The organism is Pseudarthrobacter sp. NCCP-2145, assembly GCF_023708005.1.
Lineage (GTDB): Bacteria > Actinomycetota > Actinomycetes > Actinomycetales > Micrococcaceae > Arthrobacter > Arthrobacter oxydans.
The window spans coordinates 115,458-129,273 of the sequence record NZ_BRCG01000003.1; the positions used below are offsets into that span (position 1 = coordinate 115,458).

14 protein-coding genes are annotated in these 13,816 nt (G+C 66.6%); 9 read left to right on the forward strand and 5 right to left on the reverse strand.

The genetic code is table 11. The features are described 5' to 3' along the window. Positions 1-287: 287 nt before the first annotated feature. From NFU08_RS03485 to NFU08_RS03495, 3 genes are all read left to right on the forward strand, one after another. Positions 288-1,631 carry an MFS transporter gene (locus tag NFU08_RS03485; protein WP_174179017.1) on the forward strand — a complete coding sequence of 448 codons (1,344 nt, stop codon included), beginning with the start codon at positions 288-290 and terminating at the stop codon, positions 1,629-1,631. Positions 1,632-1,694: 63 nt separating this feature from the next. Further along, the gene (locus NFU08_RS03490) at positions 1,695-2,948 is read left to right on the forward strand and encodes an aminopeptidase P family protein (protein WP_174179015.1); all 1,254 of its coding nucleotides are present in this window, start codon (positions 1,695-1,697) and stop codon (positions 2,946-2,948) included. A gap of 100 nt (positions 2,949-3,048) precedes the next feature. After that, complete coding sequence (locus NFU08_RS03495; protein ID WP_251420775.1) at positions 3,049-3,879, forward strand: IclR family transcriptional regulator; 831 nt, start codon at positions 3,049-3,051, stop codon at positions 3,877-3,879. Positions 3,880-3,933: 54 nt separating this feature from the next. Here the strand turns inward: NFU08_RS03495 and NFU08_RS03500 are convergent, their stop codons facing one another. After that, on the reverse strand, positions 3,934-4,800 hold the full coding sequence (locus tag NFU08_RS03500) for an AraC family transcriptional regulator (RefSeq protein ID WP_251420777.1): 867 nt from the start codon (positions 4,798-4,800) through the stop codon (positions 3,934-3,936). Positions 4,801-4,942: 142 nt separating this feature from the next. Here NFU08_RS03500 and NFU08_RS03505 point away from each other — a divergent pair, with 142 nt between their 5' ends. The 3 genes from NFU08_RS03505 to NFU08_RS03515 all read left to right on the forward strand — a co-directional run bounded on the left by NFU08_RS03505 (position 4,943) and on the right by NFU08_RS03515 (position 7,031). Beyond that, a complete protein-coding gene (locus NFU08_RS03505) occupies positions 4,943-5,761 on the forward strand; it encodes an HAD family hydrolase (RefSeq protein WP_174179010.1) in 819 nt (272 codons plus the stop codon). A gap of 154 nt (positions 5,762-5,915) precedes the next feature. Further along, a complete protein-coding gene (locus NFU08_RS03510) occupies positions 5,916-6,182 on the forward strand; it encodes a hypothetical protein (protein WP_251420779.1) in 267 nt (88 codons plus the stop codon). A 45-nt stretch (positions 6,183-6,227) separates the two neighbouring features. Further along, the gene (locus NFU08_RS03515) at positions 6,228-7,031 is read left to right on the forward strand and encodes a glycerophosphodiester phosphodiesterase (RefSeq protein ID WP_397425095.1); all 804 of its coding nucleotides are present in this window, start codon (positions 6,228-6,230) and stop codon (positions 7,029-7,031) included. Positions 7,032-7,125: 94 nt separating this feature from the next. Here NFU08_RS03515 and NFU08_RS03520 read toward each other — a convergent pair whose 3' ends face one another. Further along, complete coding sequence (locus NFU08_RS03520) at positions 7,126-7,575, reverse strand: hypothetical protein (RefSeq protein WP_251420781.1); 450 nt, start codon at positions 7,573-7,575, stop codon at positions 7,126-7,128. Positions 7,576-7,715: 140 nt separating this feature from the next. Here NFU08_RS03520 and NFU08_RS03525 point away from each other — a divergent pair, with 140 nt between their 5' ends. Then, positions 7,716-7,982: a DUF6480 family protein gene (locus NFU08_RS03525; protein WP_251420783.1), complete on the forward strand. Its 267-nt coding sequence runs from the start codon at positions 7,716-7,718 to the stop codon at positions 7,980-7,982. A gap of 20 nt (positions 7,983-8,002) precedes the next feature. On the opposite strand, the gene NFU08_RS03530 is transcribed toward NFU08_RS03525, so the two are convergent. The 3 genes from NFU08_RS03530 to NFU08_RS03540 all read right to left on the reverse strand — a co-directional run bounded on the left by NFU08_RS03530 (position 8,003) and on the right by NFU08_RS03540 (position 12,440). Further along, on the reverse strand, positions 8,003-9,067 hold the full coding sequence (locus NFU08_RS03530; protein WP_251420785.1) for an EAL domain-containing protein: 1,065 nt from the start codon (positions 9,065-9,067) through the stop codon (positions 8,003-8,005). A gap of 166 nt (positions 9,068-9,233) precedes the next feature. Further along, positions 9,234-10,781 (reverse strand): bifunctional diguanylate cyclase/phosphodiesterase, encoded by a 1,548-nt coding sequence (locus NFU08_RS03535; protein ID WP_174179000.1) that lies wholly within the window; start codon positions 10,779-10,781, stop codon positions 9,234-9,236. An 18-nt stretch (positions 10,782-10,799) separates the two neighbouring features. Then, entirely contained in the window at positions 10,800-12,440 is a 1,641-nt protein-coding gene (locus NFU08_RS03540) for an ATP-binding protein (RefSeq protein ID WP_251420787.1), read from the reverse strand. 258 nt (positions 12,441-12,698) lie between these two features. On the opposite strand from NFU08_RS03540, the gene NFU08_RS03545 reads away from it, so the two are divergent. Further along, positions 12,699-13,469 (forward strand): class I SAM-dependent methyltransferase, encoded by a 771-nt coding sequence (locus tag NFU08_RS03545; RefSeq protein WP_251420962.1) that lies wholly within the window; start codon positions 12,699-12,701, stop codon positions 13,467-13,469. Between the two features lie 157 nt (positions 13,470-13,626). Next, positions 13,627-13,773 carry a hypothetical protein gene (locus NFU08_RS03550; protein WP_251420789.1) on the forward strand — a complete coding sequence of 49 codons (147 nt, stop codon included), beginning with the start codon at positions 13,627-13,629 and terminating at the stop codon, positions 13,771-13,773. Positions 13,774-13,816 lie beyond the last annotated feature (43 nt).

A 13,816-nucleotide genomic window follows, 5' to 3' on the forward strand; every position in this document is an offset into this window, starting at 1 on the left:
AGGGCGTGTCAATAGAGCCGCCCAGTTCGACGTGCATTGGCGCCAGGCGGTTGAGGTCCGCGCGCAAGCTATCCGCAACACTATTGCATTCGAAGCAACTCTTGGGGTTTCAATCTCCCCAGCCTACAAGTGTGGCCCAAGCGCTGGGCTTGATTTGGCGCTCCTCAAACTGGCCTTTTCCGGAACTGTAATTCGCCGCCTCGAAACCATTGACTGTGGCGGCCATCACGCCTTAGTCTGTTGCAACAGCGTTGCGCTGAATGCAACCACAACACTTTGGTGGACATATGAGTAACGAAACTTCCTCCCCGGGCAGCATCGTGAGCGACCCGCGTCCCGCACCTGCCGACAGTGCCGTCAGCAAGGAAACGCGGCGCCGGGTCATCGCTGCCAGCTTCATCGGCAACTTCGTTGAATGGTTCGACTACGCCGTCTACGGCTACCTGGCCGTCACTATCGCAACGGTCTTCTTCCCGGAATCCGATCCGCAGACCGGGCTGCTGCTGACCTTCGCCCTTTTTGCCATCTCCTTCCTGGTGCGCCCGCTCGGCGGCTTCGTCTGGGGCCACATCGGCGACAGGGTGGGACGGCGGACAGCTCTCTCCCTGTCCATCCTCATCATGTCCGGAGCCACGTTCTGCATAGCGCTGATTCCGGGCTACGACACCATCGGCATCTGGGCGCCCGTCCTGCTCCTGATCATCAGGGTGGTCCAGGGCTTCTCTGCCTCCGGTGAATACGCAGGAGCCTCGGCCTTCCTGGTGGAGTACGCCCCAGCCAACCGGCGTGGCCTGTACGCCGCCGTCGTCCCCGCGAGCACCGCCGCCGGCCTGCTCCTGGGCTCACTCATGGCCGGCCTGCTGACCACCCTGCTCTCCACCGAGGCGATGCAGAGCTGGGGCTGGCGGCTGCCTTTCCTGCTGGCAGCCCCCATGGGCCTGATCGGCCGGTACATCCGGACCAAGCTTGAGGACACCCCCGTATTCCGTGAACTGGCCGCCGAGGACCACGCCGTCAAGGCCCCTGTCTCCAGCCTCTTCCGCAACCACTGGCGGCAGCTGCTGCAGGCCGTCGGCGCCGTGCTGCTCAACGCCGTCGGCTTCTACGTGATCCTCAGCTACATGCCCACCTACCTGTCCTCGGAACTGGGCCTGGGCGAAACCGAATCATTCCTTGCCACCACCATCGCGCTGATCACCTACATCGGCTTCATCTTCCTCACCGGCATGCTCTCGGACCGGTACGGGCGCAAGAAGGTGCTGATCAGCGCATCGGTTGCCTTCATTGTCCTGACCGTCCCCGCCTTCGCACTGCTCGGCACCGGCAACTTCCTGGTCATCGTCCTGGTCCAGATCCTGCTGGGCGCCATGCTCACCCTCAACGACGGCACACTCCCCAGCTTCCTGGCGGAAATGTTCCCCACCCGGGTGCGCTACAGCGGCTTTGCGGTCAGCTTCAACCTCTCCAACGCCCTGTTCGGCGGCACCGCCCCGTTCATGGCGACACTCCTCATCGCCGCAACCGCAAGCGACCTGGCTCCGGCCTGGTACCTGGTGGCTGCCGCCGTCGTCTCCCTCATTGCCGTGTCGCTCTCCAGGGAAACCTGCAAAGAGCCCCTGCGGCACGAATAGCTTCCCCCCCACACCAAAACCAACTGCACCTCAACAAATGCACGAGAGAAAGGCATCGCCACGATGACCATCACCACCGAAAACGCCACCACTGTCGCCGAACTCGAGCGCACCAAGATCCTCAAGAACGGCGAGAAGGTGAGCCTCACGTTCTCCGACACCGAGTTTGAGCGCCGCCTGGCCGGCCTGCGCCGCATCATGGCCGAGAAGGACCTGGACGCCGTCGTCCTCACCAGCTACCACTCCATCAAGTACTACTCAGACTTCCTCTTCACCACCTTCGGCCGCTCCTACGGCATGGTGGTCACCAAGGATGACACCGTCACCGTCACCGCCAATATCGACGCCGGAATGCCCTGGCGCCGCAGCTACGGCGACAACATCGTCTACACGGACTGGCGCCGCGACAACTACATCTTCGCCATCCAGGAAGTCCTGCGGACCCGCGGCATCAACCCGCGCCGCCTCGGCGTCGAGGACGACTCGCTGCCGCTGGACAACCGGAACAAGATCCAGGCGGCCTTCCCGTCCGCCACCCTGGTGGACGTGGCCCAGGCCGCCATGCGCCAGCGCATGATCAAGTCCGCCGAGGAAATCGAGGTCATCAAGCACGGCGCACGCATCGGCGACCTCGGCGGCGAAGCTATCCGCAACGCCATCACCGCCGGGATCACCGAGTACGAGGTTGCCCTGATCGGCACCGAGGCCATGGTCCATGAAATCGCCAGGACCTTCCCCGACTCCGAAATCCGCGACACCTGGGTGTGGTTCCAGTCCGGCATCAACACCGACGGCGCCCACAACTGGGCCACCACCCGCAAGATCCAGGAACACGACATCCTGTCCCTGAACTGCTTCCCCATGACCTCGGGCTACTACACGGCGCTGGAGCGCACCCTGTTCTACGGTGAACCGGATGCCCGCTCACTGGAGCTGTGGAACATCAACGTGGAAGTCCACAAGCGCGGCCTGGAACTCATCAAGCCCGGCGCCGTCTGCAAGGACATCGCCGCCGAGCTCAACGAGATCTACGTGGGCTACGGGCTCCTGGCCAACCGCACCTTCGGCTACGGCCACTCGTTCGGCGTCCTGAGCCACTACTACGGCCGCGAAGCCGGACTCGAGCTCCGCGAGGACATCGACACGGTGCTGGAACCGGGCATGGTGGTCTCCATGGAACCGATGATCACCGTCCTCGAGGGCCAGCCGGGTGCCGGCGGGTACCGCGAGCACGACATCCTGGTGGTGGGCGAGGACGGCGCGGAGAACATCACCAAGTTCCCGTTCGGACCCGAGTACAACATCATCGGCGCCTAACGTCCCCAACGGGCTCCACCAGGCCCGGCGAACACCCGGAAGCGGCGTCATCCCCATGGCGCCGCTTCCGGCCCTCCCTTAGGGAATGATGGGTAACACCATGAGTGCAACAGAATCCGAGACCACAGGCAACGGCGACAGCAAGGGCGCTTCCGTCATCGTCAACGCGATTGCGGTCCTCCGGACATTCTCGGCGGACGAGCCCCTGCTTGGCGTCACCGAGATCGCCAACCGCGTGGGGCTGCACAAGAGCACGGTCTCTCGGATCCTGGCAACCTTCGAGCAGGAGCACCTGGTGGAGCGGGACGCCGAAACGCGGCGGTTCCGGCTCGGGCTGGGGCTGATTGCCGTGGCCGGGCCGCTCCTCGCCGAGCTTGAGGAGCGCCGCGTTGCCTATCCCGTACTCCGCGAGCTCTCGGAGCAGACCGGCGAAACAAGCGCACTGATGGTGTGGAGCGGCGATGAATCCATCTGCGTGGAGCAGATTGCCAGCCACCACCAGATTAAGCACACCACCCCGCTGGGGGCACGGTACAACGACGCCCTCAGCGCCTCGGTGCAGGTCTTCCTGGCCCAAGAACCTGAACCCCGGGTCCGGTCCCTGCTCAGCAGCGGGGCCATCAGCTACCCGGGCCTGGATGACTCCAGCCTGGACGCCTACCTGGTCCGGCTCAAGGACGACATCCGGCGCGGCTGGGCCGTCAACTACGGCGAAACCTCCATTGATGAGGTGGGACTGGCGGCACCCGTCTTCGACCACCGGGGCGAGGTGGTGGCGGCCGTCCTGATCCCCGCACCCCGGTTCCGGGTGTCCCAAGACAGGCTGCAGGCGTTGGGGGAGGCCTGCGCCGGCGCCGCAGCGAAGGTCACCGCCCGGCTGGGCGGAAGGTCCCGGCGGGTCGGCCCTGAAGCGGCCAAAGACACCAAGTGATCCGGGCCTGGCTGTACCGGTTGGCCAGCGCCTCCGGCGAGCGGGGCTGATCCGTCAGGCACGTTCTACCGGGAGCCACAATTCGCAGCTTGCTGTGCTGAAGTCGGCGCTGCGATCCAGGACTGCCACCATCGAGGGGCCCGGGCGCAGCCGCCACGGGTTCGACGGGAACCAGTCGGTGGCTGTGGATGCCCAGGTGGATTGCAGAACCGCAGGGTACGCCCCTTCGGCGCGGAAGACCGCCCACGTGCCCGCGGGGACCTCGATCGCGTCGAGATCCCCGGGCACCGGCGTCGTTGGGGTTACGGCCACGCCATGGAGGTACGTGAGCTCGCTGCCCTCCGTGTAGTCCGGGTCGACGTCGGCGCTCACCTGGAGCAGGCCCCTGGGGTCGGTGTTGCCCAGTGCTTTGAGCCGGTCGTGCTCTGCTGCCGGCAGTGAGGCGATGTGCGCCTGGATGTGCGGGTTTGGACCGTGGTGGATAAGCGGTACACGGGCCGAATGGCCGATGAGCCGGAATGCCGGCCGGTCTGCGATGCGGGTGTCCATCGGGGTGTTCCCTTCTACGGTCAGGCGGAACCTGAGCTGCGGTTGCGTGCGAAGGGGCCCGCCGTCCCGGCGCACGTCGCCGGGTCCGGCGCCGTGAACTGACCGGAATGCCCGGCTGAAAGCTTCGGTAGAGCCGTAGCCATACCGCACAGCGATTGCCAGCAGCTCGCCGCCGTCGAGGACCTCCGTTGCCGCCACCGTCATGCGGCGCCTTCGGACGTACTCGGAGAGCGGCATGCCGGCCAGTGATGAGAACATGCGGCGGAGGTGGTACTCGGTCATGCCGAGGCTGACCGCCAGGTCATCAACGGCGATCTCCTCGGTGAGGTGACCGTCGATGTAATCGACGAGTTGGTTGAGCGCTGAGATCACGGTTCCCCCTTCACCTACAAGCCTGCGCGCATGTGCCACCCCGCACCCAACTATTGCGGTTCGATTCGATCGCGTTCACCCGGAGCGCAGTAAACCGGTCCCCACGGGTTTTCCGGCCCATACCTCAACGTAGACTGGCAGGATGCGGTTGGTAGCAAGCGATATAGACGGAACGATCCTCGGCCACGATGGCAAAATCAGCGACCGCACCGTCCGGGCCTTCCACGCCTGCCGGGACGCCGGCGTCGAACTCGTTTTCGTCACCGGGCGCCCGCCGCGCTGGCTGCACCCCCTGCAGGACCAGCTCGGCCACACCGGCACCGTCATCTGCTCCAACGGCGCCGTCGTCTGGGACCTTGAGGCGGACAAGCTCGTTTCCGCCCGGACGCTGACCCTCGACGCGGTCCTGGAAGTCCGCCGCGTCATCAAACGGCTGCGTCCCGCCGCGCTGTTCGCCGCCGAAACGCTCGGGGGGTTCCACCTCGAACCCGGCTTCATCGAAAACGGCTCCAGTGAGCTGCTCTCCGAATTCACGCCGGCGCCGCTGGCCGAAACGCTGGCAGCGGACGACGCCGTGGTGAAGTTCCTGGCCATCGTCCGCGAAGGCACTGCCGACGACTTCCTCGCCGAGGTGGCCCCCGCCGTCGAACATCTTGCCTCTGCAACGCATTCCTCGCCGGGGGTGTCGATGCTCGAGCTCGCCCTGCCCGGGGTTAACAAGGCCGTCACCCTCGCCGAATACGCCGCCGCCCTGGGCATCGGCGCCGAGGACGTCGTGGCGTTCGGGGACATGCCCAACGACATCGAGATGCTCCGCTGGGCCGGGCACGGTTACGCCATGGCGAGCGGGCACCCGGAGGCGATCCGCGCGGCCGGGCAGCAGGCGCCCCATTTTGACGACGACGGCGTGGCCCAGGTTCTGGAGTCCCGGCTGGCCTCGCTGGGCGTACAGATTTCCTGATTCCGGGCCGGCCGGACTTCCTCCCCGGACCGCCGGACGCAGCGCCGTTTTCACAGCTGGCGCTCACCTCGCGTTCACCTTTGCTCCCTAACGTTGGGGATGGAGGGCCCAACCCCTCCATCCCGGCTCCGGGTAACAGGCTCAAGGGGTAACAATGGCAAGAAAAACGAAGCTTGGAACCGCCGACGCGCTGCCGCGCCAGGCAACGCCCGCACCGCACTGGAAGAAACTCACGACGGGTGACCGCGTCCGCGTGCTCCTCGCCCCGGGATTCGAGGCCGGCGGCCTGGTCGACGCAGTCACTGCCGACCACTCCGCGGTGTGGATCGATTTCGACGGCGGCCGCGGCCGGACGCTGCTGCACTGCAGCGACGGTGTGGACATCGTCCTCCAGGAAGACGCAGCCGCCTACGAGGACTGACGCTGCCTGGCCGGGCAGCCGGCGCTCCTGGAGTACGCTCGCAGTGTGACGCTCCCGTTCTTCGACCATGCCGCCGCGGACGGGTCCCCGATACCCATCGCGATGGCGCATCGCGGCTTTTCCCGGGACGGCCTGGAAAACTCCATGGCCGCGTTCCGCGCCGCCGTCGACCTCGGCTACCGTTACCTTGAGACGGACGTCCACACCACAGCCGACGGCGTGGTGCTCCTCTTCCACGATGAAAACCTGGACCGGGTGACCGACGGCAGCGGCCGGGTGTCCGAGCTCCCCGCCCATGAGGTAGCCAAGGCGCGGATCGGCGGGCGTGAGCCCATCCCGCGGTGGGACGAGCTGCTTGCGGAGTTGCCCGGGGTCCGGCTCAACGTGGACGTCAAGGACTGGAACTCGGTCCGCAGCATCGCAGCCGCAATCGAAGAGCACCAGGTGCACCACAGGGTACTGCTGACCAGCTTCTCGGACCGCCGGCGGCGGGCGGTGCTGAAGCTGCTGAGCCAGCCCGTGGCGGCTTCGGCAGGTGTTGTGTCCGTGGGTTTGTTCACTGTGCTGGGCCGCCTGCTTCCCGGGCCGGTCTTCAGGTGGAGCATGCGCTGGAACCTTCGCGGAGTCCACGCCCTGCAGGTGCCGGTGCGCTATGGCCGGGTGCACGTGGTGACGCCGGGCTTTGTCCGGCGCGCGCACTCCCTGGGCCTCGTGGTGCATGCCTGGACCATCAACGACCCGGACGAGATGCGCCGGCTCCTGGAGCTGGGCGTGGACGGACTGGTCACGGACCGCGCGGACCTGCTCCGGGAAGTGCTGCTTGAACGCGGGGAATGGCCGCACGGCTGACTGCGCCGGCAGCCCTGTCCGGGCAGCATTGCCCAGGACCCCCGCTGGCCTCGGGCCGGCCGCGGCCCGTGCCGCTACCCGCCGGACTGAGCTGCTAGCCGCGGCCAGTGCTGGTGGACGGGTCCTGGTCGCCTTCTGAAGGGTCGGCCCGCAGCTCGTCCGGGTTGGGCTCCGGAAGGCCGCCCGGCCCGGGGACGGCGCGTTGGGACGCAGGCGATCCGCCCGCCGGTGCAGCCGCTTCATCCGCCGGTGCGGACGCACTGCCAGCCGGCCCGCCGTCGTCGTCCGACTCATCCGGCTCCAGGTCCCCGCCAAAGGGGGATTCCGAGGCCGGGGCCGGAGCCGCTCCGGCATTGGGCCCCGGGGCCTTTTGCTTCTCCGCCTCCAGGGCGTTGGAGCCTTCGCTGATGGAGGAGTGGACCTCCACGTCATCGTTCGGGTCCGTGGGCTCGGGAACATGCGCTGTCTCAGTGGGCTTTGATGTCCCTGCCAGATCCTCCATGGCGTTCTCTGCTGCCTTGCCGATGCTGTCGCCGATACCCATGTGACTGCTCCTTCCGACCTTGCGTGCCGGGCACCCCATCGGATGCCCGGAGCATTACCCCTCCAGAATTATCAGCATGCTTACAATTAGTCCAGAGCCGGGGCAAGGAACCGCGGCCCGGCAGGAAGGACGCAAGCACCATGAGCAGCTACCATCCCGAAAACGATCCCGCTAACCCGGACCAGCCGGGCAAGACCCCGCCGGCCGACGCCAGGGAAGGCGCTGGCCAGCCACCTGCCGGCCAGCCGGGCGGCACCGGGCAAGGCGGGAAGGACTCTGCCGGCTCGTCGAATCCTGATCCCGCTGAAGGCAACATCACGGGGCTGGAACCGGGCGGGGGAGTGCCTCCGGGCGAGACTCCGCCTGCGGAAGACCAGATGAGCGGCGACCAGGGCCACAGCGAATAGCACCGGCGGAGCAGGGGCCCTCAGGACCCCGTCCCGAGGGCCCCTGCGCCGCCGCCGGCCTGCTCGCGTCCGGCAAAGTGGCGGTTGAGCCCGTCCAGGTCCAGGCGGCCGTTCCAGCTGGCCCAGTCCTTGGGCCGGACAGAGGGCCGGCCCAGCAGGTAGCCCTGCCCGGCGCTGATTCCGAGTTCGGTGAGGACCTTGAGTTCCCCTACGGTCTCCACCCCCTCAGCCACAAGCGTGGTGCCGATCTGTTCCGCGAAATCCACCAGGCAGGCGGCCAGGGCACGCTGGATGCCGTCCTTGTCCACATCGCCAATGACATTCCGGCCCAGCTTCAGGAAGTCCGGCCGCAGGTGCACCATCCGGCTCAGCGCCCCCGCCCCTGAATGGGTGTCGTCCACGGCGATCCTCAGTCCCCTGTCACGCAGCGGATTGATGGCGGAAATGAACTGCGGGTATTCCTCGTCCTTGACGGTCTCCGTCATTTCGAGCACCACACGGTTGATGGGGAGATCGATGTGGTCAAACAATTCAGGCAGCCGGGGATCCAGGCAGGAAGCGGGCGAAATGTTAAGGGATACGAACAGATTCCCGGGAAGCGACTTCGCCGCAGCGGCGGCGGATCCCAGCGCGGCGAATTCCAGGTTGGCGCCGAGGCCGACGGCGGCGGCCTCGGCAAACCACAGTTCCGCGGCGGCACCGTCATCGCTGACGAACCGGGACAATGCCTCGACTCCCACCACGCTCTTTTCCTCCAGCCCGTAGATGGGCTGGAAGGCGGTCATCAGCATCTGGCTTTCGAGCAGCGCGCTGATGCGTGACATGCTGCGGATCGCGTCGATTTGCTCCGCCACTTTCGGCGGGACCTCGGGGGTAAGCCGCATTTCCCGGGCGCTCTCCAGCGTTTCCGCGGTGTTGGCATCGCTGCGCCGTGTATCGAGGAGATATTCGAGCAGCGCCCGTTCGGGCACTCCCGGATTCTCATCCAGGCTGTTGCTCAGCCGCTGCCGGACAGCCGCTCCGGACGGATCAGTATCCGCCAGCACAGCAGCAATAATTCCCCATGCCTGTATTCGAACCGACATTAGCTACGCCCCCAGTTGACGAAGTAATGACCCATTGGCCCCGATGTTGTTCAATTTCCAAACGCCTTTAAAATTCGGTGTCCATGCTGAAACCTGATTTTCGCGGCGACGAAAACCCAGACACCGCACGATGATCGTATATCGCGGGAAACAAAAGCGCAGTACTTTACCCTTGCCGGGCTGCGCTTTCCGCCTGGCCCGCCAATAATGCCGGAATTTGTTCAGGCGGGACCGGCCTGCTGAAGAAATAGCCCTGGGCGCTGAGGCAGCCCAGGCCGCGCAGCAACTCGGCCTGCTCTGCCGTTTCCACACCTTCCCACACGGCTTCCAGCCCACAGGCCCTGATGAGCTGCAGGACCGCTGACACCAGTGCCGGCTGGGTGGGGTCGCTTCCCAGGCCGGTGATGAGGGACCGGTCTACTTTGACCCGGTCCACCGGCAGCCGGCGCAAATAACTGATGGACGAGTACCCGGTGCCGAAATCGTCGATCTCGATGCCGACGCCCAGGCCCCGCAGCCCGCCCAGCGAGTAGCGGTCCAGCTCGTTCCCTTTGACGATTGCCACTTCCGTCAGCTCCAGGACCACCTGTTCGGGCCTGACGCCGGTTTCCTTCAGGACGTTCCTGACGTCCTCGATGAACTGCAGGCTCTGCAGGTCTGTGGCCGAGATATTGATCCGGACGGAGAACCGGCTGTCCACCAAAGACGCGTTGATCCATTCGCGGAGCTGGTGCACCGCGGCCCGGAGCACCCACAGTCCCAGCTCGGAGATCAGCCCGGCCTCTTCGGCGAGGGGAATGAACTCGTCGGGCATGATGAAGCCGCGTGTCGGGTGGTTCCAGCGGACCAGGGCCTCCACGCCTTCGATCCGCCCGGTGGCCAGCTCCACCACGGGCTGGTAGTAGAGCGTGAGGCCGCCGTCCTTGAGGGTGGCACGCAGGTCCTCCACCAGCTGGCTGCGGAGCCTGCGGACCAGCAGGAGCCCGGGTTCAAAGCGGTGCAGCCGGTTCTGGCCTTCAGCCTTGGAGGCGTACATGGCGACGTCGGCCTCCATCAGCATGTCCTCCGGGGTCTTGCCGGCGCCGCCGGCGCTGAGTCCGATGCTCGCACCGCAGCGCACGCTGCGGCCGGGCAGCTCCACCGGCTGGCCCAGGGCCGCCAGGATGCGGTGCCCCACGATGCCTGCCTGGTCCGGGGACGCCGCGGGCAGGACGATGGCGAACTCGTCACCGCCCAGGCGGGCAACGACGTCGGACTCACGGACCGCGCTGCGGATCCTTTCGCCCACGGTCACCAGGACGTGGTCGCCGGCGGTGTGGCCCAGGCTGTCGTTGATGGACTTGAAGGCGTCCAGGTCCATCAGCAGGAGGGCCGGGCCCTCCCCGGAAGGGGACGCGGCGTCCGCCTCCAGCGCATCCTTTAGTGCGTCGATCAGGGCGGAACGGTTTGCCAGGCCCGTGAGCGGGTCCTGCATGGCCATCTTCTGCATTTCCAGGTGGGCCTCGTGGAGGAGCTGGGTGCGCACCTGCACGCGCTGCTCGAGCTCCTCATAGATGATCTGCAGGTCCTCGGCCAGCAGGTTGGTGCCCATGATGATCGCGTCGAGCTCGTCGCGCGCAGGGGACACCTCGATCCGGGAGGTGAGGTCGCCGGACGCCAGCCGCACAATGCCTTCCAGCAGCTGGGAGAGCCGCGGGTCGTTATCCGCAAACATCGTGTTCCTGCATTGTGCTCAGTTTTCCTGGCTGCGGGTATCAAGGGGCAGGCTGACGGTGACGGTGGTGCCGCTGCCCAGGGTGGACGACACGTCGATCCGGCCGCCGTGGCGGGACACGATGTCCTTGGTGATCGCCAGCCCCAGGCCGGTCCCGGGAATGGCTCCGGTCATGGCGTTGGAGGCCCGGTAGAACCGCGTGAAGACGTGGTCGATCTCGTCGCTCGAAATGCCGATGCCGGTGTCCGCGACGCTGACGGTGGCCCAGCGGGAGCCGTCCGAGGCCGCGTGCGACTCGCTGCCCACCTCGATCCGCCCACCGCTCGGGGTGAACTTGATGGCGTTGGAAACCAGGTTGGTGAAGACCTGCTGCAGCTGCACCTCATCGGCGAGGATCTCCGGATCCTCCGGGACCGGGTCCACGGCGATGGTGACGTTTTGCTGCGTGGCCAGGGGCCGAAGTGCCGCCGCGACCAGGTCCAGGGTGTGTCCCAGCCGTACGGGAGTGAGGTGCATCAGGCTGTCGTCAAGGCCATTGCGGGAGACGCTCAGCATGTCCTCGATCAGGATCCGGAGCCGCTCCGTGTTCCGGACCACGATGTCCAGCATCTGGTGGACCTCGGGGGAGACAGGCTGTTCGGTGCTCTCCTGGATCATGTCCAGGTACGCCATGATGGACGTCAGCGGCGTCCGCAGCTCATGGTTCACCGTGGCCAGGAAGTCGGTTTTGGCCTTATCGAGCTGCTGCAGCTGCTTCACCACCTGCTGCTGGCTGCTGATCAGGTGGCTCTGGATGAGTCCGTGCGCCGCATTGCCGGCCACGTGCTGCAAGAGCCCGAGCTCGGTGCCGGACCATGTCCGCGGCCCGTCAAGCATCGCGATCCAGATGATGCCCAGCGATGAGCTTCCCTCGCCCATGGGCACCGCCAGCGAGGAGACCGCGTTGGCGATCCCCGGTGCAGGGGCGTCTCCCGCCGCATGCTCCTCCGTCCCGGCGGTGGACATTGTCTCGGCGCCGGCCCACAGCCGGTCCGCCGTCTGCCGCGAGTACTGTTCATCCGGAAGCGCCTGTTCCGGGAGGGGTTCCAGCCCCAGCCTGTTCCATGCGGCCTGGATGCGGGGAACCCGGCTGTCCTCGAAGGTGGCCAGCCAGACGTGGTCGGCCTTGAACGTCCGGCCGAAGCCGGCCACCACGAGTCGGGCTATTTCCTCCGGATCGTTTGTTGCCCGGACAGCGGCGGATACTTCCCGGAGCTGTTCGCGGAGGGCTTCGGTTTCCTGCCGTGCGGCCTTGCGGCGTGCCACCTGGTCGATCAGTGCGGTGGCTCGGTGGACCAGTTCCCGGGGCGGCGGCGGCTTGGCGATGCAGTCGTGGATGCCGGCGGGACTCATGGCTGCGAGCTCAGCCGGATTGTCCAGGTCCACCACCACCAGGACCGGCGCGGCCGTTTCCACGGCGCAGAGTGAGGCGTCGACAACCACCACGGAGGGCTGGCCTGAATCCACTGCAGCGGTGAGTTCGTCAGCGTTCCCCGCGCACAGGACGCTGTAGCCGGCGTCCCGCAACGTCCGGGCGTAAAATTCCAGCCGCCCGCCGTCGGGATCTGCCACGACGGCGGTGCGCGGCGCACGCAGGTCACTCGGCGATTCAGCCGCCACAGTGCCCCCTTCCCTCCCAGTTGAGTACATTGTATGGCGACGCCGGACGGGCGGCTCGGTGAAAGCCGCACGTTAAGTGGGAGGTGGGCTTTCCCCGGCCCCGCGCGGGCGGGTAAGTGCCGGAATTGCGGACATGCGGCCTGCAACATTCCGGCAGGTCGCGTCCGGGAGTGGCGGGGCACCTATATTTGTTCCGTGTCCTCCCCAGCGAAGTCCCCAGCCGCAAAGTCTGTGCGTTCCGTCCTGCAGAAGTACCTGATGCTCCCCAAGCTCATCAGGCTGTCCCGCTCTGCCCCCAAGGACCGGCCGGTGGCGTGGGACACGTACTGGGCGGGCATCCGGGGGAAGGGTGCCGGCAGCGAAATTCTCTGGGACCCGGGTACGGACAACGAATTCCTTGGTTACAGGGACGTCCTGCTCCGATACCTGGACCGGGAACTTCCCGTCATTGACGTGGGCTGCGGGCATGGCCGTTTCACCAGGGCGCTGGCGGGCGTTTTTACCGAGGCCGTGGGCGTGGACGTGTCCGGGCACGCCGTAGCCCATGCCGACGCGGAGACCCAGGCCGGCAGGGGTGCAGCCAAGGTCCGTTACCAGGCCCTGGACATGACCGGGACCGGAGCGGCGCGGGCACTCAGCGTCCAAGGCGACGCGAACGTCTTCATCAGGGGCGTCCTTCACGTCCTGGATGCAGCGGACCAGGCGGCAATGGTGGACAACCTGCGGCTCCTGGCCGGACGCCGCGGCACGGTGTTCCTGGCGGAGACCAATTTCCAAGGCAACCCGGTGCAGTATGTTTCCCACCTCGGCGCCACAACCCGCAGCATCCCTGCCCCGCTGGAACGGGCCATCCGCGGGTTGCCCATGCCCGGCCGCTTCGGCCCGGACGAGCGCTCGCGGGCCTTTCCGCCGGAGGCCTGGGAACTCCTGGCCGACGGTGAGGTGGCCATCGAAACGAACCCAACGACCGGGGTGGACGGGCAAAGCCGGGTTCCGGGCTATTTCGCTGTGCTGCGCCCGCGGGGTTAGGCAGGGGTTCACGCCCCGGGGGCTGTCGGGTTCCTGTTGGTGATCCCCACAGTTGTTCCACAAGAGAGATCCAAAGCCCTTGACACGAGGGAGGATCCGGAGGCTACATGGTAAGTAGTCTTACTAGTTAGAGCTTCCGGGGGAAAGGCTGGCTACCGTGGAACAGGGCAAGGGCAAGGGCAAGAGGATCAGCGACCCTGCATCAGGCTGGCATGGCGAGGGCCTGGGTGCCGGCCCCCGCGACGGCAGGGCCCGCAGCGGTCCGCTCTTCCGCCCGAAAAACGCCGGCCGCGACCACGCCTAAGCCACCCCGCCCGCCGAGCGCTGCCCGGCACCGGCTTCCAGGC